This window comes from Pandoraea commovens, assembly GCF_024704525.1.
Classification (GTDB): Bacteria; Pseudomonadota; Gammaproteobacteria; order Burkholderiales; family Burkholderiaceae; genus Pandoraea; species Pandoraea commovens.
Map to the genome: position 1 here is coordinate 5,114,787 of NZ_CP102780.1, position 21,164 is coordinate 5,135,950.

Sequence of the window (21,164 nt, forward strand, 5' to 3'; positions counted from 1 at the left end):
GGATAAGGTGCTCGGCCGCGGCACACGGAAGCCCCCTGATCGGGATAACAAGACAAGACAGCGCCACCATCGCGATGCGTGACATCTATGCCATCGGCGACCTCCAGGGTTGCCAAACGTCGTTTGAACAACTGCTCGAGCGCCTCCCCCAGGACGCAGATCTCTGGCTTGCCGGCGATCTGATCAATCGCGGCCCGCGCTCGCTCGATACGCTGCGTCAGGTCATTGCATTGGGTGACCGTGTCACCGCCGTGCTCGGCAATCACGATCTGCATTTGCTGGCCGTGGCGGCTGGCGTGCGTCAGGCGCATGGCAGCGACACCCTCGACGACATTCTCAACGCGCCCGAGCGCGACGCACTCATCGACTGGGTACGCCGTCAGCCGCTGGCACACCTCGCCCACGGGCATCTGATGGTGCACGCCGGTGTGCTGCCGCAGTGGGACGCCGAGCAGGTCGTCTCGCTCGCGCGCGATGTCGAGACGCAACTGCGCGGCGACGACTGGAAGACATTCCTCTCGCGCATGTTCGGCAATCAGCCCGACCAGTGGCAGCCGGACCTGAGCGACGAAGACCGCCGGCGTCTCACGATCAACGCGCTCACGCGCATGCGCTTTTGCTCCGCTGACGGACGGATCGACTTCAAGATCAAGGAAGGTGCCGATGCCTCGACCGAAACGCTCAAGCCGTGGTTCGACGCCCCGGGCCGTCGCACAGCAGGCGTCACGATGGTCTTCGGGCATTGGTCGGCGCTCGGGCTGGTGATGCGCGACAACATCCTCGGTCTGGACACAGGCTGCGTCTGGGGCGGCAAGCTCACTGCGGTGAAACTCGCCGACTCGCCCGCCGGGCGCGAGCTGATTCAGATCGACTGCCCGCAGATTCGCGACCCGCTTGCCTTCGCCGACAAGAAGCGCAGCAAGATGAAAACGGCCGACAAGGCCGAGGACGCACTGAAGGCCGCGAAAGCCGAGAAGCTGGATAAGTTCGGCAAGGTCGAAAAGGCCGCGCGCAAGCTGGAGAAGGCGGCAAAGGCAGAGAAGGCGGACAAGCCTGACAAGGCAGACAAAGGAACGAAGCGCAAAGGCGAGTGATCGACACCGCGAACGTCTGACACGTCCCCGTCCCCCTCAAACGAAAACGGCGCCTCGCAGGCGCCGTTTTTCTTTTCGTTCGGCCGAGTCAGACCTGAACCGCCTGCACGGCATCGCTTTCGTCGTCACCCAGTCCCGACGCACGCGAACCGACCGAGCCACTCTCCGGCAGCACGGCTTCGGGCAGGAAGCCCTGCAATGCAGCGCCAACGGCCTGCTGTGCGCCCAACGTGAACTCACGGCGATGCTCGCCGTCCTGCGGATATTGCGGTGCGCCGATCGACAGACGCACCGTCATCGGCGGCGCACGCAAAATCATGTCGATGGATTCGATCAGGCTCGTTTCGCCGATGTAGGCCGGGGCCATCGTGTGGCGTCCGCTCGCCGCGTCCGTATAGAACAGGCACAGTGGCTGGACCGGCTTGCCCGTCGTGACCGGCGCTTGCAACAAGTTCGCATGGAACGGCAGCAGACTGCGGCCGTCCGTCGTCGTGCCTTCAGGGAAGACGGTGATGATGTCGCCGTCGCGCAGGCAATCGGCCAGGTAATGCATGATGCGGCGCGCATCGGCACGTCGCTCGCGTTGCAGGAAGATCGTCCGCGTCTGCACGCACAGCCAGCCGACGAGCGGCCAATGACGAATCTCCGCCTTGGCGACGAAACGCACTGGTTGCCACGCATTCAGCGCAAAGATGTCGATCCAGGACACGTGATTGCACAGCAGCATCACGCCCCCTTCCGGCACCGGCGCGTGCTGCTCCACTTCCAGACGCATGCCGCAAAGTTTCAGCAGCTTCTGCGACCACGCACGGATGCGACGATCTTTCTGCGGCTGCGACAGAAATGGAAACAGCGTCGCCGCAGTCAACATGCCGCGCGCGAGATGCAGGCCAAGACGAAGTTTTTTGATCAACAGCACGGCAGTCGCATCCTAGACGCAAGGGGCTTCGTACGCCACGCGGCCACCGACCAGCGTGAGCCGTACCTGGCCCGGTAGTTCGTATCCCAGAAACGGGGTGTTATGACCGGCGCTGCGCAACTGCGGCGCGGACACGGTCCAGTACGTTGACGGCGCAAACACGCAGACATCCGCCGCGTGGCCCGACGACAAACGGCCTGCCCCCGGGGCCACTGCCGCCAATCGCTGACCGGGACCGTGCGTCACCCGGGCGAGCGCATCGACGAGCGGCACCCGCGATTCCTCGGCCCACTTCAACACCAGCGACAGGAGCAGTTCGAGGCCCGTTGCCCCCGGCTCGGCTTCGGCGAAGGGGACGAGACGGGCGTCGGGCGCAAGCGGCGTATGGTCCGAGCAAACGGCGTCAATCGTACCGTCCCGCGCGGCATCACGCACGGCTTCACGATCGCGCTGCGAGCGCAGCGGCGGATCGAGCCGGTATTGCGCGTCAAAGTATCCGATGTCCATGTCCGTGAGATGGAGATGGTGCGCGGCGACGTCGCACGTGACCGGCAACCCTTCGGCTTTCGCCGCACGCACGAGCGCGAGGCCAGCCGCCGACGACAAGCGGCACAGATGCACGCGCGTGCCCGTCACCCGGACGAGTTCGAGAATGGTATGCAACGCAATGGTCTCGGCCGCGACCGGAATGCCCGCCAGCCCGAGACGCGACGCCACCGCACCGCTCGCAGCCACGCCGCCCGCCGCGAGTGCCGCATCCTGCGGCCGCAGCCAGACCGCCAGCCCGAACGTACCGGCGTATTGCAGCGCGCGCAGCAGCGTGCGGTTATCAGCCATCGCGGCGTTCGCTTGCGACAGACCGATGCATCCGGCTTGGGTCAGTTGCGCCATCTCGGTGAGTTCGCGGCCTGCGAGACCGACCGTCAACGCACCCAGCGGATGAACCTGTGCGAGATGCGTTGCGCGGGCGCGCAGTTGCAGCATCTCCACAAGGTCCGGTTCGTCGAGTACGGGATCGGTGTCGGGCGGGCACACCACGCGCGTCACGCCACCGGCGAGCGCCGCCGTCGCTTCGCTTGCCGCCGTCATTCGCCGCGCGGACAGATCGACGAGGCCCGGCACGACGATCAGCCCTTTCGCGTCGACGGTGCGCTCGGCCGTGAAGTCGGCGGGCGATGCATCGAGCGTCAGCAGTTCGCCGTCGGCGATAAAGACGTCCTGTACACGGTCGAGACGCGTTGCAGGATCGATCACGCGGCCACCCTTCAGATGCAGTTTCATGGCGCGCTTACCCGTTATTTGCGGCGACGATACTCATCACCGCCATCCGCACGGCAATGCCGAACGAGACTTGTTCGAGGATGACCGATTGCGGGCCATCCGCCACCGCCGAGTCGATCTCCACGCCCCGGTTCATCGGCCCGGGATGCATCACGATGGCATCGGGCTTCGCGAGCGCCAGACGCGCCGGCGTCAGTCCGTAATACTTGAAGTACTCGGACGCCGAGGGCAACAACGCGCCGTTCATGCGTTCGTTTTGCAATCGCAGCATGATGACGACATCGACGTCTCGCAACCCTTCGTCCATGTCGTGAAACACGCGCACGCCGAGTTGCTCAAGGCCCGTCGGCAGCAGCGTGCGCGGGCCGATGGCACGCACTTCGGGCACGCCGAGCGTCGTCAGTGCGTGGATGTCGGAGCGGGCGACGCGCGAGTGCAGAATGTCGCCCACGATCGCCACCGTCAGATTCTGGAATTCGCCCTTGTGATGGCGAATCGTGTACATATCGAGCAAGCCCTGCGTCGGGTGCGCGTGACGTCCGTCACCTGCGTTGATCACGTGGACGTGCGGCGCGCAATGCTCGGCAATCAGATACGGCGCCCCCGATTGGGCGTGACGCACGACGAACAGATCCGCATGCATCGCCGACAGGTTGCCGATGGTGTCGAGCAACGTCTCGCCCTTGCTCGTCGACGACGCATTGATATTCAGATTCAGCACATCTGCGGACAGGCGTGCTGCCGCGATTTCAAACGTTGTACGCGTACGCGTCGAGTTCTCGAAGAACAGATTGAAAACGGATTTGCCGCTCAGCAGCGGCACCTTCTTGACATCGGCATCGTTCACGCTCACGAACTGCGTGGCCGTGTCGAGAATGTGCATGAGCACGGCACGCGGCAACCCCTCGACCGTCAGCAAATGCTTCAGCTCGCCATTGCGGGTGAGTTGGGGATGACCGCGACGGCCGAGAATGCCGTTAGCCATGGGCGCGCTCCGTCGCAGGGCCGCGGATGGCCAGCGCAGGCGCCGTGGTCTGCGTCGCGTGAGGCGTGGGGATGTCAGGCAGGCACATGCTCGTCGAAGTACTGCTGGAGGATGATGCGAGCGGCTTCGGCGTCGAGCGACGTCTTCTGCGAGACCTTGATGCCCGCTTCGGCCAGCGCCGCCGCAGCGGCCACCGACGAGTAGCGCTCGTCGACCCAGACGACAGGCACGTCGAACCGCCCGTTGAGTTGATTGCCGAAGCGCTTGGCCTGCTGGGTCATTTCGTGCGGCGTGCCGTCCGGATGGCACGGCAGGCCTACGACGATCAGCTCGGGTTGCCACTCGGCGATGAGTTTACCCATTTCGGCGAAGCGAACGTCGCGATTCAGATTCGCGACAACCGTGAGGGCGCGCGCCTCGCGCAGCATCAGATTACCGATCGCAACCCCGATACGGCGCTCGCCGTAATCGAAACCCAGCACCGTGGAACTGCCCGCCGTCTTGCCAGCGGTCATGCGTGACCCGCGTCGGCGGACAGCATCGACGACGTGACGCCAAGCAGCGCCAGCGCAGCGTCGAAACGCTCGGCTGGCGGTACATCGAACACGATGCCCGGATCGGCCGCCACCGTCAGCCAGCCGTTACGGCTGATTTCGTCTTCCAACTGTCCTGCACTCCAGCCCGAATGGCCCAGCGTGAGCAGGAAGCGGGTCGGTCCCTGGCCATTGGCCACGGCTTCGAGCACGTCCTTGGAGGTCGTCATCTCGAGACCGCCCGGCACCGACAGCGACGAGCTGTACGGCGTACCTGTGGCGTCATGCAGCACAAAGCCGCGCTCGGTCTGCACCGGACCGCCGAAGAAGACCGGTTGATGCGCAAGGGGATCGATTTCCAGCTTGAGATCGAGCCGTTCGAAAAGCGACGCGAGATCGATGTCGGTCGGACGGTTGATCACCAGCCCGATCGCGCCCTTTTCACTGTGCTCGCACAGATAGACGACGGTGCCGGAAAAGGTAGGATCGGCCATGCCCGGCATGGCGATGAGGAACTGATTCGTAAGGTTGATACGGTCGTTCGGCATAGGGCCAAAATTTATCGGAACCTGTTTGACGGACTGCCGCCCGGTTTTGCGCCCCGCGGCGATGACGTCGACGCCCCTCAGGCACCCTGCGTCACTCGCCGCGACCGGTCAGCGGACGAACTTTTTCCGCATCGTGATACGGCCATCGGCCGCCAACGGCAGCCTTTGGGCCGACTGTATCACGGAACGTCACGCCCGGTGACTAGCCGCTGTCCGAACACGCTGGCGTCAAGCGCACGCTCGCGCCACAGGGCCATCTCGGCGATCAGATCGGGACGCGACTCGGGATAGGTGTCCGCCGCGAACTGATGCAGCATGCCGCGCAGCGCCTTGACCGTCATGGCCAACGCCGCCGGACCACCCGGTTCGGCCGGGGGCGACGCCGCCAGCCGTTCGCCCGTGGCGGCCACTGCGGCCGCCAGTCGCGCCACCGGGGCAAGCCCGATGGCCGCAGAATACTGTGCCACTTGCGCGGCCACCGCAGGATCGTTCAGATTCGGGAGCGCTTCATCCGCCAGACTCAGGAACGTCTGGCAGACGTCTTGCCGAATCGCGAGCGGTCCGATGCGCAGCCAGTCACGCGAACTCGCGCCCGCCCCCTGCTTCTGGCCAGCCTGCGCCGCGTCGGCCAACGGCTCGGGCAGATGGCCGGGACGGCGCAATACGCCGAAATCGGCCAGCAGCGTGCCGAGCCAACTATCCGGCGCCTGGGCATGCCAGGTCGCCAGCGCTTCGAGCAGATCGTGTCCGGGGACGAATTCCGATGTCGTTTTGGATGCGCCTGCTACCGACGTCGGTGCCACCGAAGGGTCGGCTATACCGCCCTCGGCCGGTTCGGCCGGACGCGTCAGTTGCTTGCGCAGCGCCATGTTCATACGGCCGATCTGCCGCTTGTCCGCCAGCGAGAGCGGCGCACGGGCAAAGCGAAGCCAGGCTGCCGCGAGACGCCAGTAGTCGAGCGGTGCGGTCGCCCCGGCTCGGTGCAGATCAGCAGCGAGATCCGCGAGTTGCCCCAGCGCCGCCGTGGTATCGAGGGTGTCGGCATCCGGGCGCAGCAAACGCAGGAGCACACGCTCGACGTCTGCGCGCAGCGGGGCCGTGCCCGCGGGCAATCCATGCAGACGAGGCTGAGCTATCGCCCATCCCGCCATACGAAGCTCACCCGGCGTGGGTGCGCCAGGCCAACTGTCGGGACTCGGGGATGCAGAAGACGCAGAAGATGTCGACGACGCCGACGCAGCGGGTGGCGTCGCAGCCCCCGCCTGCCAGATATCGCGCTCGAACTGTCGCAGCGCATTGCGTTGCGTGTCTTGACTGCCCGGCTCGCCATAGGCGGCTTCGGCAATCGCCTTCACGAGACGCTCGCCATGCAATGCCCAGTCGGCGTGACCGCTCGACTGAAGCAACCGGTTCGCACGTCTTAACGGGCCGAGCGCCGCTGCCGGGCCGTTGGACCAGGCATCGGACGCTTCGGTCAGCGCTTCCGCGACTTCAGGCAGACGCCACAACGGAACGTCACGCGTCTCACGCGCGGCGTTCGCTGCAACAGGGGCGACGGAATCGGAAGACGATTGCGGCACTTCGGACGATTCTGACGATCCGGACGAATCAGACATCACCATGGGCCATCTCCTGGCCGTGCGGCCTCAGATCTGCACCATCTCGAAGTCTTCCTTACGAGCGCCGCACTCCGGGCAGGTCCAGTTGATCGGCACGTCTTCCCAGCGCGTACCGGGCGCAATGCCCTCGTCGGGCAATCCTGCCTCTTCGTCGTAAATCCAGCCGCAAATGAGGCACATCCAGCTCTTGTATTCCATTCTTTCTTCAGCGACGAGCGTTCCGTTACAATGGCTTGTCAACCGCTTCGGGTCCCGTCGGCAGAGATGCCGGACGGTCTTGTGGGAACCCTGCCGGTGCAATGTCCGGCGGGCGCTGCCCACGGCGCTTTCGAGCGCTCCGAAACGGGCATTTAAGGCGTGATGGTACCAACGAACCCAAAGCCTGACCAGATCGCCGTCTATCCTGCCTCCATGCACACTGAATCCCCACCCATTCTCCTGACCTTCGGGCTTTCCGACCCCACTTCGGCCACCGGCGTGCAGGCCGACCTGCTCACCTTCGCCAGCATGGGCGGCTACGGCGTGTCGGTGCTCACCGGCTACTCCTCACAGGACTCGCGTTCGTGCGACGACGTGCAACCCATCGATCCCGACTGGATCGGCGATCAGGCCCGCATGTTGCTCGAAGACATGCCGGTCGCCGCCTTCAAGGTCGGCAGCGCGGTGAATGCCGATAACGTCGCCGCCATTGCCGAAATCGTGGCCGATTATGACGAGACTCCCCTCGTCGTCGCGCCGGACTTCGGGCTGGCGGGCGAGCATCTGCTCTCGACCGACGAATTGCGAGAAGCCACCGCCAGCCTGCTCGTGCCGCAGGCAAGTGTGCTGGTCGTGAGTCCACAGACCGCTGTTGCGTTGGCTCAGACGATCACCGAGAACGAAAATCTGGCCCTCGACGAAGCCGTCTCGATCCTGCTGGAAAACGGGTGCGAGTTCGTGCTGATCAGCGACGGCAACGCCCCGCAGTTCACGCATACGCTCTACAGCGATGGCGGTATCGTCCGTGAAGACGCCTGGGACCGTCCGGCCCACAACGTCGCGGGCGCGATCGACACGCTCGCCGCCGCCGTCACCGCCATGCTCGCCAACGGGCTTGCCGTGCCCGAGGCCGTGCGCGAAGCGCAGGAGTATCTGCAACAGGTGCTCGAGAATGCTTTCCGCCCCGGCATGGGCCGTCACTTCCCCGATCGCTTCTTCTGGGCGCGCACGGAGGAAACCGAGCAGGACGATAGCGGCACGCAGGCTTAAGTCAGCTTAGGCTCAGTTCGGCAGACGTCGGACGTCGCGCCAGGCTCGCCTGACGAACCTGTGTCCGGATGAAAAACGCCCGCAATCGCTGCGGGCGTTTTTTCGTTTGTGTCGGGGTTGCGGGGCGCGTCGCCACAGTCCGTGGCGACGAACGACGACGGTTTAAGACGAACGGCTCGCCCCATCGGTCGGCACCACCATCGCGTCCTGATCGGACTCGCCCTTCGGACGCCCCCATGCGTCGATGACACGTTTGACGAACGGCTTCAGGTCGTCGCCCTGCGCGCGCAACATGCGCACCAGCGAGGCGTACTGTCCCTCGAAGATCAGCATGTTGTAGTTCTTCAGCCGCTGGATGTCTTGCAGCGCCTCGTCGTCGCGCCCGGCCAGCGCCAGCAACACGATGTAGCGCTTGATCATCGTCGGCCCGGCACCGAGCGCCAGCGCTTCGCGATGGGCGGCCAGCTTCTCGTCGAGCTGATCGCGACTGAGATACAACGCGCCGGTCACGGCGTAGTCGCCATAGGGCGCGAAGAACAGTGCGGGATCGGTGCGATACGTTTCGATCTTGCCTGCGCGATACGCCACCTCGACGCGCTGATAGTCGTGATACAGCCACGGAATCGCCACGCATGCGAACAGAACAATCACGCCATTGATGGCCCCGGTCGCCGTCGGCGACACGCTATCGATCGGCTTCGTCTCGCAGAATCCGAGCAGGAACAATCCGGGCAGCAGGAAGAATGCATAGTGCTGCGGATACTCCAACATCGCGTGCATTGCGAGCATGCCGAGCAGGATGAACGCAAACGCAATCGGGGCCGACTTCAGGCTGCGCACCGCACGCGCAAACCAGAACGCGAGCGGCAGCAACACCGCCAGCGTGCCGACGATGCCCGTCTTCGCCAGCAGATCGAGCAAGACGTTATGCGCGTTGTCTGCCATTTCGACCGGTCCGAGCTTGTCGACAAGCGCGAACTGCGCGTCGATGTAATTCGACCAGCCCGCACCGAAGAACCAGTGCTCGCGGAAGATCGCCAGTCCGTACTCCCACAGATTCAATCGACCGGCCACCTGCCCCGCCTGCTGCATGCGCGCCACGGCGCTCCCGTCGAGTTGCAGCCCCCAGTTCACATTCGCCCAGCCGACGGCCATCGTCATCAGGCCCAGCACTGGCAGGATGGCAGCGGGCACAAACCAGCGCATCGAGCGGCGCATATTGCGCGTCTCTTCCACGCGCTCTACCCAAACGAGCCACAGCCCGAATGCACACAACAACGCCAGTTGCAGCCAGGGCGCACGCGAGCCCGTCAGACAGATGCCGATGTCGAATATCGCCAGGACGAGCAGCAACGTCCAGGCGGGCAACTTTCGCTGATACCAAAGATAGAACGCCCCGGCGCTCGCCATCGACAGATAGGTCGCCAGATGATTCGGCTGATACATGTTGCCGAACAGACGGCGTGCCGCGGTGACCGTGTACTTCGCTACGAGCCACGGCACATTCGCTTCCAGATGAAACGCCTGCACGACCTGAGCGCCCACGGCATACAACCCACCCAGCGTGAGGGCCACCGCGCTCCAGCGCATAAGGACACCGCGCCACCCCAACTGTGCCAGCCAGTACCCGCTGTTGACCGCGACGATCATCGCGACCCCGTACAGCAATGCCGTCATCATCAACTGCGGCAACTCGGTCGGCATCGTGGCGCGCTGCACCAGGACGACGGCGATAAACGCCAGGGGCATCCACGTAACGCGCGGCATGCGCAGCGCACGTCCGTCACGCTGCCAGACCGCCACCATCGACAACGCGCCGAGCAGTGCGAAAAGACAAAAGGTCAGCGCTTCCGAATAGAACGTCGAGATCGGATACGTGTGTTTGACGAGGTTGTAGGGCAGCGCCCAGATCAGGGCCAGCGTAAGCCCGATCATCGAAAGAAGCAGAGGAGGAAACAAGATCGCCGCCGTGCAATGCACCGGTTGGAAGATGCGCAAGCATAACGAAAAAATGGCCACCCGAGGGCGGCCATTTCATGCCTGACGCGCGTGATGACGCGGTCCTTAGCTCGACTTGGCCGCCGTTTCGCCACGGCACTCGGGCGGTGCCAGCTTGCCAGGCAACGTCGCGCCACCCGGCGCGCCTTCACGGCCCTGTGCGTAGCACGTCCAGACGATCTGTCCCTCCGGTGCCTTGCCGACGGACAGCGCGGCCGGCGAGCCCGATGCGCCAGCGCTCGTCGGCACGAGTACGATCGCACCGTCACCCGCGCGCTGCGTGTAAGCCACCGTGACGTTGCCGCTCACGGAATCGATGCTCACGCCGCTCACGTTGTCCGTCGGGCTCGGCGCTTGCCAGCCGCTGTTGAACGGCGCGCCGTGCATGGCGTTCTCGCTCACGAGCGCCTTGGCCGACGCTGCAGCGCCCAACCCTTCGACGACACGTGCGCGCACGAGATAATTCTGCAGATACGGAACCCCTGCCGTAACCAGTACGCCGATGATCGCCAGCACGATCATCAGTTCGATCAGGGTGAAACCCCGGGATTTGGCGAGACCGGTAGTCCGGTGGCCGAAACGACGCATTGTGTAACTCCCTGCAAAAGCAATGAAAACAAAAGGGACATCGGGGGGAAGTGGGCGGAGTATGACATAGCCCCTTACGCGAATGCCCTGCCGCAGATCAAAATCGGCGCGTGCCTTAAGGGTCCCCGGAATCGTCCGATGCGAAGCCGGACGATTCATCCGGCGAGACCCTCAGTCCCGGCAATGGACCCGATTATTTCGAAGAGGTTGCACGCATCTGACGTGCCTCGCTGCGTCGCTTGAGGACCAGCCCTACGATCAGGACGAACAGCGCACCGATGGCCGCCGCCACGTAATGCGTGTATTTCGCCGCATCACCCGGCAGGTGCAGCAGATGACCGACGCCCGGGTCCGAGACGATCAGACCGCCAGCGATCCATCCGAGCAACGCCGCCCCAGCCATCACGATGACCGGGAAGCGATCGAGCGCCTTGAGCACCAGTTGCGAGCCCCAGACGATGAGCGGAATGCTCACCAGCAGACCGAAGATCACCAGCGGCAATTGATGATGCTCGGCCGCACCTTCTGCGGCCCCGGCAATGGCGATCACGTTATCGATGCTCATCACCAGATCGGCCACGATGATGGTTTTGACTGCCGTCCACAGCTTGTCGGCAGGTTTGACGCTGTCGTGCGCATCATGGTCGGGCACCAGCAGCTTGGTACCGATCCAGAGCAGCAACAACCCGCCAATGGCCTTCAGATACGGCACGGCGAGCAGCGTCACGGCAAACGCAATCAGAATCACACGCAGGACGATTGCCCCGATCGTGCCCCAGACAATGCCTTGCAGGCGTTGCTTGGCCGGCAGATTGCGACAGGCGAGCGCGATCACCACAGCGTTGTCGCCACCCAGCAGGATGTCGATCATGATGATCTGCAGCACAGCGGCCCAGTTCAGCTCGGCAAAAAACGCAAGCATGCGCGGAAATCCTCGGGGAACGTTTGAAACCAGTCAGACGGATGATGCCAATCTCGGCATAAAGACAAAAGAGGGAGCCCGATGTTCCGGGCTCCCTCTTTCAAGACCCGACGCGCAGCCACCGGTTCCGGCGGCTGCAACGACTGGGTCGTCCGGCGGGAATTACAGCGCTGCCTTGAGCAGGCGGCCCATTTCCGACGGGTTGCGGGTCACCTTGATGCCGCAGGCATCCATGATGGCCAGCTTGGCTTCGGCCGTATCGGCACCGCCCGAGATCAGCGCGCCGGCGTGGCCCATGCGCTTGCCCGGGGGCGCCGTAACGCCTGCGATGAAGCCGACGACCGGCTTCTTCATGTTGCCCTTGATCCACTCGGCGGCAGCGGCTTCGTCCGGACCACCGATTTCACCGATCATGATCACGGCGTCCGTTTCCGGATCGTCGTTGAACATTTGCATGACGTCGATGTGCTTCAGACCGTTGATCGGGTCGCCACCGATACCGACGGCGCTCGACTGGCCCAGACCCAGAGCGGTCAGCTGGCCCACGGCTTCGTACGTCAGGGTGCCCGAGCGCGAGACCACGCCGATGCGACCCTTCTTGTGGATGTGACCCGGCATGATGCCGATCTTCAGTTCGTCCGGCGTGATCACGCCCGGGCAGTTCGGTCCGAGCAGCAGGGTCTTGCGACCTTCGCGACGCATACGGTCCTTCACTTCGATCATGTCACGGACCGGAATGCCTTCCGTGATGCAGATCGCCAGATCCAGGTCGGCTTCGACGGCTTCCCAGATGGCAGCGGCAGCGCCTGCGGGCGGCACGTAGATCACCGACACGGTTGCGCCGGTCTGTTCCTTGGCGTCCTTCACCGAACCGTAGATCGGAATGCCTTCGAAGTCTTCGCCGGCCTTCTTCGGGTTCACGCCAGCGACGAACGCGTTCTTGCCGTTCGCGTATTCGCGGCACATACGGGTGTGGAACTGGCCGGTCTTGCCAGTAATACCTTGGGTGATGACCTTGGTATCTTTGTTGATCAGAATCGACATTGCTTGATTTCCTTCGTCCTGTTGCCTGACGGTGTGCGCTCAGCCTTTCGGGAGCGGCACGCCGCAATGGCTTCGACTGTTCTGGTTACTTGCCTGCGGCAGCCGCGACAACCTTCTGGGCAGCTTCTTCCATGCTGTCCGCGGAGATGATCGGCAGACCGGATTCGGCGAGCATCTTCTTGCCCAGGTCTTCGTTCGTGCCCTTCATGCGCACGACGAGCGGCACCTTGAGCGACACAGCCTTCGACGCCGTGATCACGCCTTCGGCGATCACGTCGCAACGCATGATGCCACCGAAGATGTTGACCAGAATGGCCGTCAGGTTCGGGTTCTTCAGCATGATCTTGAACGCTTCGGTCACCTTCTCTGCCGTGGCGCCACCGCCCACGTCCAGGAAGTTGGCCGGCTCGCCGCCGAACAGCTTGATGGTGTCCATCGTGGCCATGGCCAGACCGGCGCCGTTCACCAGGCAGCCGATGTTGCCGTCGAGCGAAATGTAGGCCAGATCGAACTTCGAGGCTTCGACTTCAGCCGGATCTTCTTCGTCCAGATCGCGGTAAGCGACGATTTCCGGATGACGATACAGGGCGTTCGAGTCGAAGTTGAACTTGGCGTCCAGTGCCGTGACCGTGCCGTTCTTGCTCACGTTCAGCGGGTTGATTTCGGCCAGCGAAGCGTCCGTTTCCCAGAAGGCCTTGTACAGACCTTGCAGGATCGTGCGCGCTTGCGGCACCGAGCCTTCCGGCACGCTGATCTTCTTGGCGAAGTCGTCGGCTTGTTCGTTCGTCAGGCCAACCGACGGATCGATCACAACGTGGTGGATCAGTTCCGGGTGCTTTTCGGCGACTTCTTCGATGTCCATGCCGCCTTCGCTCGAACCCATCATCACGATCTTCTGCGTGACGCGGTCAACCACCAGGCTGACGTACAGTTCGTTGTTGATGTCGGCGCCTTCTTCGATCAGCAGGCGATTGACCTTCTGACCTTCCGGACCGGTCTGGTGCGTGACCAGTTGCATGCCGAGGATCTGGCTGGCGTATTCACGCACTTGCTCGATCGTCTTGGCAACCTTCACGCCGCCGCCCTTACCGCGACCGCCTGCGTGAATCTGGGCCTTGACCACCCAAACCGGACCGCCGAGTTCTTCGGCTGCCTTCACGGCCTCGTCCACGGAAAACGCCGGAATGCCGCGGGGCACCGCGACTCCGAATTTCCGGAGGATTTCCTTGCCTTGATACTCATGAATCTTCATGCGTGATTCCCTTCTTGCTGAGTTGGAAGTTTGGGTTCGAGCTTGCGAGTCGAGGCCGCATCGCGCACCGCTTCTGATGTGACGGGCGTCGTGGGCTCGTTCGCTCGATCGTTTGCGCGGCCGTTGAACCAGCGCGGGTAAAACCGGCGCACCGCCTCGCCATCAAACCGCAGGGCGTGACAATGTCCGAGTTGGAAAGGAGGTGCCGAATTCTCGGCATCGTTGGCCGCCGCCGTGTCGGGGGTATGAATCACCACGCCGGCAAACGCCTGAATCGCTGCCGTCGGCAGGACACTGCAAAGTTCTGTGAGATGGGTACAGCCCGCCGCGCCGCCAAGGCGCTCGCGAACCCCGCGACGGAAGCCGTGCCGCAGGTTAAGACCGATCAATTGACGATATTCGGGGCCGATCTGATCGCAAATACCGGGATAAGGCACCCAGTCGGAGACGGCCTCGGCGTCATGCACTTCGAAATCTTCGTCGATCGTCAACCGCAGCCATAGCTCGTGGATCGGCGTGCCCTCCTTGCGAAGGCCCGTCGCCAATGCAAAATCCCGATCCTTGTGATCGGTGAGTCGGGCTTCGATGTCCCATAGGCCATCCTCGCGCGAATACGCTTCAACAGCGATCGTGCGACGGTGACGCAAGGTACGAGGGGCAGGCGCGGAGAGCGGCATGCGGAAGTGTGCAATGCATGAACGCAGAAAGACCTTGATTCTAGCATAGGCGACAGCGCCGTCTGCCGCAGCGCAGCAGAAGCCCGCCGCATAAGGCTGAATTACCCGACCCATCGGTCGGGTTATCAAAATTCCGAGTGACGGGCGCGCATGGTGCGACGCCATAACGCGATAAGCGAGGAACCACGCGTCACGCGAGATTCATCGACGTGTCACGCGAGCATTCGCGCGGGTTGCGTGAAGCCGGACGCGATGAACGCTTCGTCGATGAATGCGCACGCATCCATAACGAAAGCGATGGCATCGGTGTCAGACGTCGTCCAGAAACTCGTCCGCGCCCCGCACGATTTTGCTGATAACGGTACGCGAAAAACCGCGCGCCGCCAGAAAGCGCATCTGCTTGGCACGCGCTTCGGGCGTTGTAGCGATTTCGCCGAACTTCTTTTGCCAGACGGCCCGGGCGCGCGCGAGTTCGGTCTCCCGCAACTGCTCGGAGATCGCAGCGACGGTTTCCGCATCGACCTGATGCTGCTTGAGCTCACCGACGATGCGCGTCGTGCCCATGCGCGAGGCGCGCCGATTCACCACGCTTTCCGCGAATCGTTCGTTCGACAGCCATCGCTCCTGCTCAAGCGCGTCGAGCACGCGATCGAGTGCTTCGGGATCCTCGGCATCCGCGTAAGGCGTGAGCTTGCGACGCAACTCCGCTCGACTGTATTCGCGACGTGCCAGATAGGACAGCGCGCGCCCTTTCAGACTCAGCGTCGGTTTGCGAGATCGCTTGACCGCGACGGCCTCGTCGCCCGGCGGGGGCGGCGGCGCATTCGGATCACGGGGAGGACGTCGATTGATCATGAGCTCATCGTAGCGCTGCTATGCGCAGCAAGAATGCAAAACGGCAGCGCGACGCCGTAGGGCTTCGCGCTGCCGTTCCAACAACTCAGGCGCCAATCAAACGATCAGGCCTCGTCGTCTTCTTCGATCTCGCCGGTTTCATTGATCGCCGTCACACCCAGCGATGCACGTACCTTGTTCTCGATCTCGTGGGCGATTTCCGGATTTTCGCGCAGGAATTCACGCGCGTTGTCCTTGCCCTGACCGATCTTCTCGCCGTTGTAGCTGTACCAGGCGCCGGCCTTCTCGACGATCTTCGCGTTGACGCCCAGATCGATGATTTCGCCTTCGCGCGAGATACCCTGACCGTAGAGGATGTCGAAAATCGCTTCGCGGAACGGCGGCGACACCTTGTTCTTGACGACCTTGACGCGGGTTTCGTTACCGACCACCTCGTCGCCCTTCTTGATCGAACCGATACGGCGGATGTCCAGACGCACCGACGAGTAGAACTTCAGTGCGTTACCGCCCGTCGTCGTTTCCGGGTTACCGAACATGACGCCGATCTTCATACGAATCTGGTTGATGAAGATCACCGTGCAGTTCGTGCGCTTGATCGTGCCGGTCAGCTTACGCAGCGCCTGCGACATCAGACGTGCCTGAAGACCCGGCAGCGAATCGCCCATCTCGCCTTCGATTTCGGCCTTCGGCACGAGTGCCGCAACCGAGTCGATGATGATGAGGTCGATCGAGCCCGAGCGCACCAGCGCATCGGCGATTTCCAGCGCCTGCTCGCCCGTGTCCGGCTGCGAGATCAGCAGTTCCGGCACCGAGACGCCCAGCTTGTTGGCGTAACCGACATCGAGGGCGTGTTCTGCGTCGATAAACGCGCAGGTGCCACCGATCTTCTGCATTTCCGCCACGACTTGCAACGTGAGCGTGGTCTTACCCGACGATTCCGGGCCGTAGATTTCGATCACACGACCGCGCGGCAGGCCACCGACGCCCAGTGCGATGTCCAGACCCAGCGAGCCCGTGGAGACGACCTGGATGTCCGCTTCGACCTCGCCGTCGCCAAGACGCATGATCGAGCCCTTGCCGAATTGCTTCTCGATCTGCGCGAGGGCGGCGGCGAGCGCCTTGCCTTTCTCGGCCGACAGATTGGCAGACCCTTTCTTGCTTTCTTCCATGAATCGTCCTTTGATATGATGAGCGAGACGGCTCGAGTGAGGCGTGACTGCCGGTACTGTATAAAAAACCAGTGCCCTTTGCAAGTGCCTGTTGTCCGAAAGCGCCGAAACGACAAAAAAAGCCGCGAACCACGCGCCGCAACATCACAGGAGACACACCCGTGCCGTCAGGCATTGGTGCCTACACAAGCCTATCACGCCCATGCGAATTCTCATCGCAGAGGATGACAGCATTCTGGCCGACGCCCTGACCCGCTCGCTGCGTCAGGGGGGCTACGCCGTCGATCACGTCAAAACGGGGCTCGAAGCCGATTCCGCGCTGTCCGCCCAGACGTTCGACCTGCTGATTCTCGACCTTGGTCTGCCCCGTCTTCCCGGTCACGAAGTCTTGCGCCGTCTGCGCGCCCGCAATTCCCACCTGCCCGTTCTGATCCTGACCGCGTCCGACAGCGTCGACGCCCGCGTGAAGGGCCTCGATCTCGGCGCCGACGACTATATGGCCAAGCCGTTCGCCCTCGCCGAACTCGAAGCGCGCGTGCGGGCGCTCACCCGGCGCGGCGCAGGCGGCGGCTCGACGGTGATCCGCCACGGGCCGCTGAGCTTCGATCAGGTCGGTCGCACCGCTTATATCAACGAGCAGATGCTCGATCTGTCCGCGCGCGAACTCGAATTGCTCGAAGTGCTGCTGCTGCGCACCGGACGGCTCGTCTCCAAGGAACAGCTCGTCGACCATCTTTGCGGATGGGGCGAAGAGGTCAGCAACAACGCCATCGAGGTGTACATGCACCGGCTGCGCAAGAAGATCGAGCCCAGCGGTGTACGCATCGCCACGATCCGCGGGCTGGGATATTGTCTGGAGAAGCCGGCAGCGGCCCCCGCCAACGCGGCATGATCGGGCTCGTCCGATGCGTCTGAGCTTTCGCCACCCCCATCGCGCCGCGCCTGCGTCGTCGGACACCGCGTCCCACGCCGATCCGGACGACCTGCGCCACCCACCTGCGGACGCCGCCGATCCCTTCGACCCTTACGCCGATCCTTTTGTACGTCCGGGCTTCGGCGCGCCACTGGAGCGTGAGGCCGAGCCGCCGCCGCGCTCGCTCTTCGGCGAGATCCTCGACTGGATGCTCGCGCCGTTGCTGCTGCTCTGGCCGATGAGCATTGCGGTGACGTATCTCGTCGCAAAATCGATTGCCAACGGCCCGTTCGACCGCGCGCTGGAGACCAATACTTACGTACTCGCTCAGCAGGTTCACTCGGATCGCGGCCAGGTCACGCTCACGCTGCCCATGCCCGCGCGCGATCTGCTGCGCGCCGACGCGACCGACAACATCTACTATCAGGTGCTCGGCGCGAAGGGCGAACTCGTGGGCGGCACGGCAGAGCTGCCGCTGCCTCATGAAGACGACCGTCCGCAACCCGGGGTGGTCCAGTTTCGCGACGAAACCGTGGGTGGCAACGACATTCGCGTGGCATTCACTTATGTCGATCTGCCGCGCATGCAGCCGCCGGGCAGCATGGCACTCGTTCAGGTCGCGGAGACGCTCGATAAGCGCAGCCAGTTGGCCAACGAAATCATCAAGGGCGTGATCCTGCCGCAGTTCGTGATTCTGCCGCTGGCCATCGTGCTCGTCTGGTTCGGTCTGTCGCGCGGTCTCGCGCCGCTGCATGCGTTGCAGGAGCACATTCGCGCGCGCCGTCCCGACGATCTCTCGCCACTTGAAGCGCGACAAGCACCGCCGGAAATCGCGCCCCTCGTCAATTCGCTGAACGATCTGCTTGGACGCCTTGAGCAGAACATGAAACTTCAGCAACGCTTCATTGCAGACGCTGCACATCAGCTCAAGACACCGCTCGCAGGCCTTCGCATGCAAGCTGAACTGGCCTTACGTCAGACGTCTCCCGACGAACTGCGCCGCTCGCTTTCGCAAATCGCGATGAGCTCCGAACAGGCCGCGCGTCTCGTCAACCAGTTGTTAGCACTCGCGCGCGCCGAGAACAGCGCCAACGACGCCGCCGCCTTCACGCCGCTCAACCTCAGTCTGCTTGCACGCAGCGCCATGCAGGACTGGTTTCAGGCCGCCTTCGCCAAACGCATCGACCTCGGCTTCGAAGAGCCACCGTTTCCGGTGCATCTGTCCGGACAGCCGGTGATGTTGCGCGAGTTGCTCAACAACCTCATCGACAACGCGATCCGCTACACGCCGGCCGGCGGCAAGGTGACGGTGAGGCTGCGTCATGAGGCGTCCGACGGCTTCGTGCATCTTGAAGTCGAAGATACCGGGCCGGGCATTCCTGCGTCGGAGCGTCCGCGCGTGTTCGAGCGCTTTTATCGCATTCTCGGCAGCGACAGCGACGGCAGCGGACTGGGTCTCGCGATCGTGCGCGAGATCGTGCAGATTCATCGTGGCGATGTGAGCGTGCTCGATCATGTCGATGCACAGCATCCCGAAGCAACCGGCACACTCATTCGGGTGACGTTACCGCTCGCCGAGGTGCCTATCGAAAACCCTCATGCGTGACGTAAATCCGCTAAATACGGCCAATTTTCGACCAAAGTCGAGGGTAAGTCCCTAGCCACGTAAGGTTCGAGTCAGTTTGGCGTCAGACGGCGGTAAGGTTGTCCTCCAATAATCATTTGCAGCGGCCCGGGTGCGTCCCAGGGGCGTGCTTACATTACAGGAGACAACCGCATGGCTACGACAACGGCAGCCACCACCCATGCGCCGATGACCAAAGAAGAACGCAAGGTCATCTTCGCTTCATCGCTGGGCACGGTGTTCGAGTGGTACGACTTTTATCTGGCCGGTTCGCTGGCCGCATTCATCAGCCGGCACTTCTTCTCCGGGATCAACCCGACGGCGGCCTTCATCTTCACACTGCTGTCGTTTGCTGCGGGCTTCGCGGTGCGTCCGTTCGGCGCCATCGTGTTCGGTCGCATCGGTGACCTCGTCGGTCGTAAATACACGTTCCTCGTCACCATCACGCTGATGGGTCTGTCGACGCTGGTCGTCGGTCTGTTGCCGGGCTATGCGTCCTGGGGCATCGCCGCGCCGGTGATCTTCATCGCCATGCGTCTGCTGCAGGGTCTGGCCCTCGGCGGCGAATACGGCGGTGCTGCCACGTACGTTGCCGAGCACGCGCCGCATGGCCGTCGCGGCTTCTACACGTCGTGGATTCAGACGACCGCAACGCTGGGTCTCTTCCTCTCGCTGCTCGTGATTCTCGGCACCCGCATGGTGATGGGTGAAGAGGCGTTCGGCGACTGGGGCTGGCGCATTCCGTTCATCCTGTCGATCGTGCTGCTGCTCGTGTCGCTGTGGATTCGTATGCAACTGAGCGAATCGCCGGCATTCCAGCGCATGAAGGCCGAGGGTAAGGGATCGAAGGCACCGCTCAAGGAATCGTTCGGTCAGTGGAAGAACCTGAAGATCGTGATTCTGGCGCTGGTCGGTTTGACCGCCGGTCAGGCAGTCGTGTGGTACACGGGCCAGTTCTACTCGCTGTTCTTCATGACACAGGTGCTTAAGGTCGACGGCAACACCGCGAACATCATGGTCGCGCTGGGTCTGTTGATCGGCAGCCCGTTCTTCGTGTTCTTCGGCGCGCTGTCGGACAAGATCGGTCGCAAGCCGATCATCATGGCGGGCTGCCTGCTGGCCGCGCTGCTGTACTTCCCTATCTTCAAGGCGCTCACGCACTACGCCAACCCGGCGCTCGAAGCGGCCACGGCCCGTTCGCCGATCACGGTCATCGCCGATCCGAACGAGTGCTCGTTCCAGTTCAACCCGGTAGGCACGTCGAAGTTCACCAGCTCGTGCGATATCGCGAAGAGCTACCTGTCGCGCGCCGGTCTGAACTATCAGAACGAAGCGGCTCCGGCAGGCACGCTGGCGACGGTGAAGATTGGCGACAAAGTGATCTCGTCGGTCGATGGCAAGGCAGCGGACGCGAAGGACAAGACCAAGGCGTTCGAGACGGATATGTCGGCCACGCTCAAGGCTGACGGTTATCCGCCGAAGGCTGACCCGGCGCAGATGAACAAGCCGATGGTCGTGATCCTGCTGGCGATTCTGGTGATCTTCGTGACGATGGTGTACGGCCCGATTGCAGCGATGCTGGTGGAAATGTTCCCGACGCGCATTCGCTACACGTCGATGTCGCTGCCGTATCACATCGGTAACGGCTGGTTCGGGGGCTTCCTCCCGGCCACGGCCTTCGCCATCGTGGCCGCAAAGGGCGACATCTACTCCGGCCTCTGGTACCCGATCGTGATCGCACTCATCACCTTCGTGATCGGCATGCTCTTCATCAAGGAGACGAAGGACGTCGACATCTACGCCAACGACTGATGGGGTAACCCGTCGGACGGGTAAGAAGGTAGATCTGTCTTAGCAACGCCGGGGCTTTCGAGTCCCGGCGTTGTCATTTGTAG

The 21,164-nt window shown here is 63.1% G+C and carries 20 protein-coding genes; 5 read left to right on the plus strand and 15 right to left on the minus strand.

Features of this window, described 5'->3' with window-relative positions:
• Positions 1–74: 74 nt before the first annotated feature.
• A complete protein-coding gene (locus NTU39_RS23020; protein WP_150666867.1) occupies positions 75–1,094 on the plus strand; it encodes a symmetrical bis(5'-nucleosyl)-tetraphosphatase in 1,020 nt (339 codons plus the stop codon).
• A gap of 88 nt (positions 1,095–1,182) precedes the next feature.
• Here NTU39_RS23020 and NTU39_RS23025 read toward each other — a convergent pair whose 3' ends face one another.
• The 7 genes from NTU39_RS23025 to NTU39_RS23055 form a co-directional block, all read right to left on the minus strand.
• Positions 1,183–2,013 carry a lysophospholipid acyltransferase family protein gene (locus NTU39_RS23025; protein ID WP_150666616.1) on the minus strand — a complete coding sequence of 277 codons (831 nt, stop codon included), beginning with the start codon at positions 2,011–2,013 and terminating at the stop codon, positions 1,183–1,185.
• A gap of 12 nt (positions 2,014–2,025) precedes the next feature.
• Complete coding sequence (locus tag NTU39_RS23030) at positions 2,026–3,294, minus strand: dihydroorotase (RefSeq protein ID WP_257958656.1); 1,269 nt, start codon at positions 3,292–3,294, stop codon at positions 2,026–2,028.
• Positions 3,295–3,301: 7 nt separating this feature from the next.
• Entirely contained in the window at positions 3,302–4,279 is a 978-nt protein-coding gene (locus NTU39_RS23035) for an aspartate carbamoyltransferase catalytic subunit (RefSeq protein ID WP_150666618.1), read from the minus strand.
• 74 nt (positions 4,280–4,353) lie between these two features.
• Positions 4,354–4,794, minus strand: a complete 441-nt coding sequence (gene ruvX / locus NTU39_RS23040; protein WP_150576002.1) for a Holliday junction resolvase RuvX — start codon at positions 4,792–4,794, stop codon at positions 4,354–4,356.
• On the minus strand, positions 4,791–5,360 hold the full coding sequence (locus tag NTU39_RS23045; RefSeq protein WP_150666620.1) for a YqgE/AlgH family protein: 570 nt from the start codon (positions 5,358–5,360) through the stop codon (positions 4,791–4,793). The genes ruvX and NTU39_RS23045 overlap by 4 nt, the downstream gene beginning before the upstream one ends.
• Positions 5,361–5,539: 179 nt before the next feature.
• The gene (locus NTU39_RS23050; RefSeq protein ID WP_150666621.1) at positions 5,540–6,982 is read right to left on the minus strand and encodes a hypothetical protein; all 1,443 of its coding nucleotides are present in this window, start codon (positions 6,980–6,982) and stop codon (positions 5,540–5,542) included.
• A 24-nt stretch (positions 6,983–7,006) separates the two neighbouring features.
• A complete protein-coding gene (locus NTU39_RS23055) occupies positions 7,007–7,177 on the minus strand; it encodes a rubredoxin (RefSeq protein WP_006400971.1) in 171 nt (56 codons plus the stop codon).
• A 213-nt stretch (positions 7,178–7,390) separates the two neighbouring features.
• Here NTU39_RS23055 and thiD point away from each other — a divergent pair, with 213 nt between their 5' ends.
• Complete coding sequence (gene thiD, locus NTU39_RS23060; protein ID WP_257958665.1) at positions 7,391–8,227, plus strand: bifunctional hydroxymethylpyrimidine kinase/phosphomethylpyrimidine kinase; 837 nt, start codon at positions 7,391–7,393, stop codon at positions 8,225–8,227.
• A gap of 162 nt (positions 8,228–8,389) precedes the next feature.
• On the opposite strand, the gene NTU39_RS23065 is transcribed toward thiD, so the two are convergent.
• From NTU39_RS23065 to recA, 8 genes are all read right to left on the minus strand, one after another.
• Positions 8,390–10,186: an O-antigen ligase family protein gene (locus tag NTU39_RS23065; protein ID WP_257958666.1), complete on the minus strand. Its 1,797-nt coding sequence runs from the start codon at positions 10,184–10,186 to the stop codon at positions 8,390–8,392.
• Between the two features lie 105 nt (positions 10,187–10,291).
• A complete protein-coding gene (locus NTU39_RS23070) occupies positions 10,292–10,813 on the minus strand; it encodes a pilin (protein WP_174985174.1) in 522 nt (173 codons plus the stop codon).
• 193 nt (positions 10,814–11,006) lie between these two features.
• The gene (locus NTU39_RS23075) at positions 11,007–11,735 is read right to left on the minus strand and encodes a TerC family protein (RefSeq protein ID WP_150666625.1); all 729 of its coding nucleotides are present in this window, start codon (positions 11,733–11,735) and stop codon (positions 11,007–11,009) included.
• 162 nt (positions 11,736–11,897) lie between these two features.
• Entirely contained in the window at positions 11,898–12,779 is an 882-nt protein-coding gene (gene sucD, locus NTU39_RS23080) for a succinate--CoA ligase subunit alpha (RefSeq protein ID WP_039393073.1), read from the minus strand.
• Positions 12,780–12,864: 85 nt separating this feature from the next.
• A complete protein-coding gene (gene sucC / locus NTU39_RS23085; RefSeq protein WP_150666626.1) occupies positions 12,865–14,031 on the minus strand; it encodes an ADP-forming succinate--CoA ligase subunit beta in 1,167 nt (388 codons plus the stop codon).
• Positions 14,028–14,708, minus strand: coding sequence for a DUF2889 domain-containing protein (locus NTU39_RS23090; RefSeq protein WP_150666627.1), 681 nt, complete (start codon positions 14,706–14,708; stop codon positions 14,028–14,030). The genes sucC and NTU39_RS23090 overlap by 4 nt, the downstream gene beginning before the upstream one ends.
• A gap of 309 nt (positions 14,709–15,017) precedes the next feature.
• A complete protein-coding gene (gene recX / locus NTU39_RS23095; RefSeq protein WP_150666628.1) occupies positions 15,018–15,563 on the minus strand; it encodes a recombination regulator RecX in 546 nt (181 codons plus the stop codon).
• Positions 15,564–15,667: 104 nt separating this feature from the next.
• On the minus strand, positions 15,668–16,732 hold the full coding sequence (gene recA / locus NTU39_RS23100; RefSeq protein ID WP_039393076.1) for a recombinase RecA: 1,065 nt from the start codon (positions 16,730–16,732) through the stop codon (positions 15,668–15,670).
• Positions 16,733–16,934: 202 nt separating this feature from the next.
• Between recA and NTU39_RS23105 the strand changes: the two genes are divergently transcribed.
• From NTU39_RS23105 to NTU39_RS23115, 3 genes are all read left to right on the plus strand, one after another.
• On the plus strand, positions 16,935–17,624 hold the full coding sequence (locus NTU39_RS23105; protein WP_039393077.1) for a response regulator transcription factor: 690 nt from the start codon (positions 16,935–16,937) through the stop codon (positions 17,622–17,624).
• Positions 17,625–17,637: 13 nt separating this feature from the next.
• A complete protein-coding gene (locus tag NTU39_RS23110; RefSeq protein ID WP_150666629.1) occupies positions 17,638–19,251 on the plus strand; it encodes a sensor histidine kinase in 1,614 nt (537 codons plus the stop codon).
• Between the two features lie 171 nt (positions 19,252–19,422).
• Complete coding sequence (locus NTU39_RS23115; RefSeq protein ID WP_150666630.1) at positions 19,423–21,081, plus strand: MFS transporter; 1,659 nt, start codon at positions 19,423–19,425, stop codon at positions 21,079–21,081.
• The last annotated feature ends 83 nt before the right edge of the window (positions 21,082–21,164 follow it).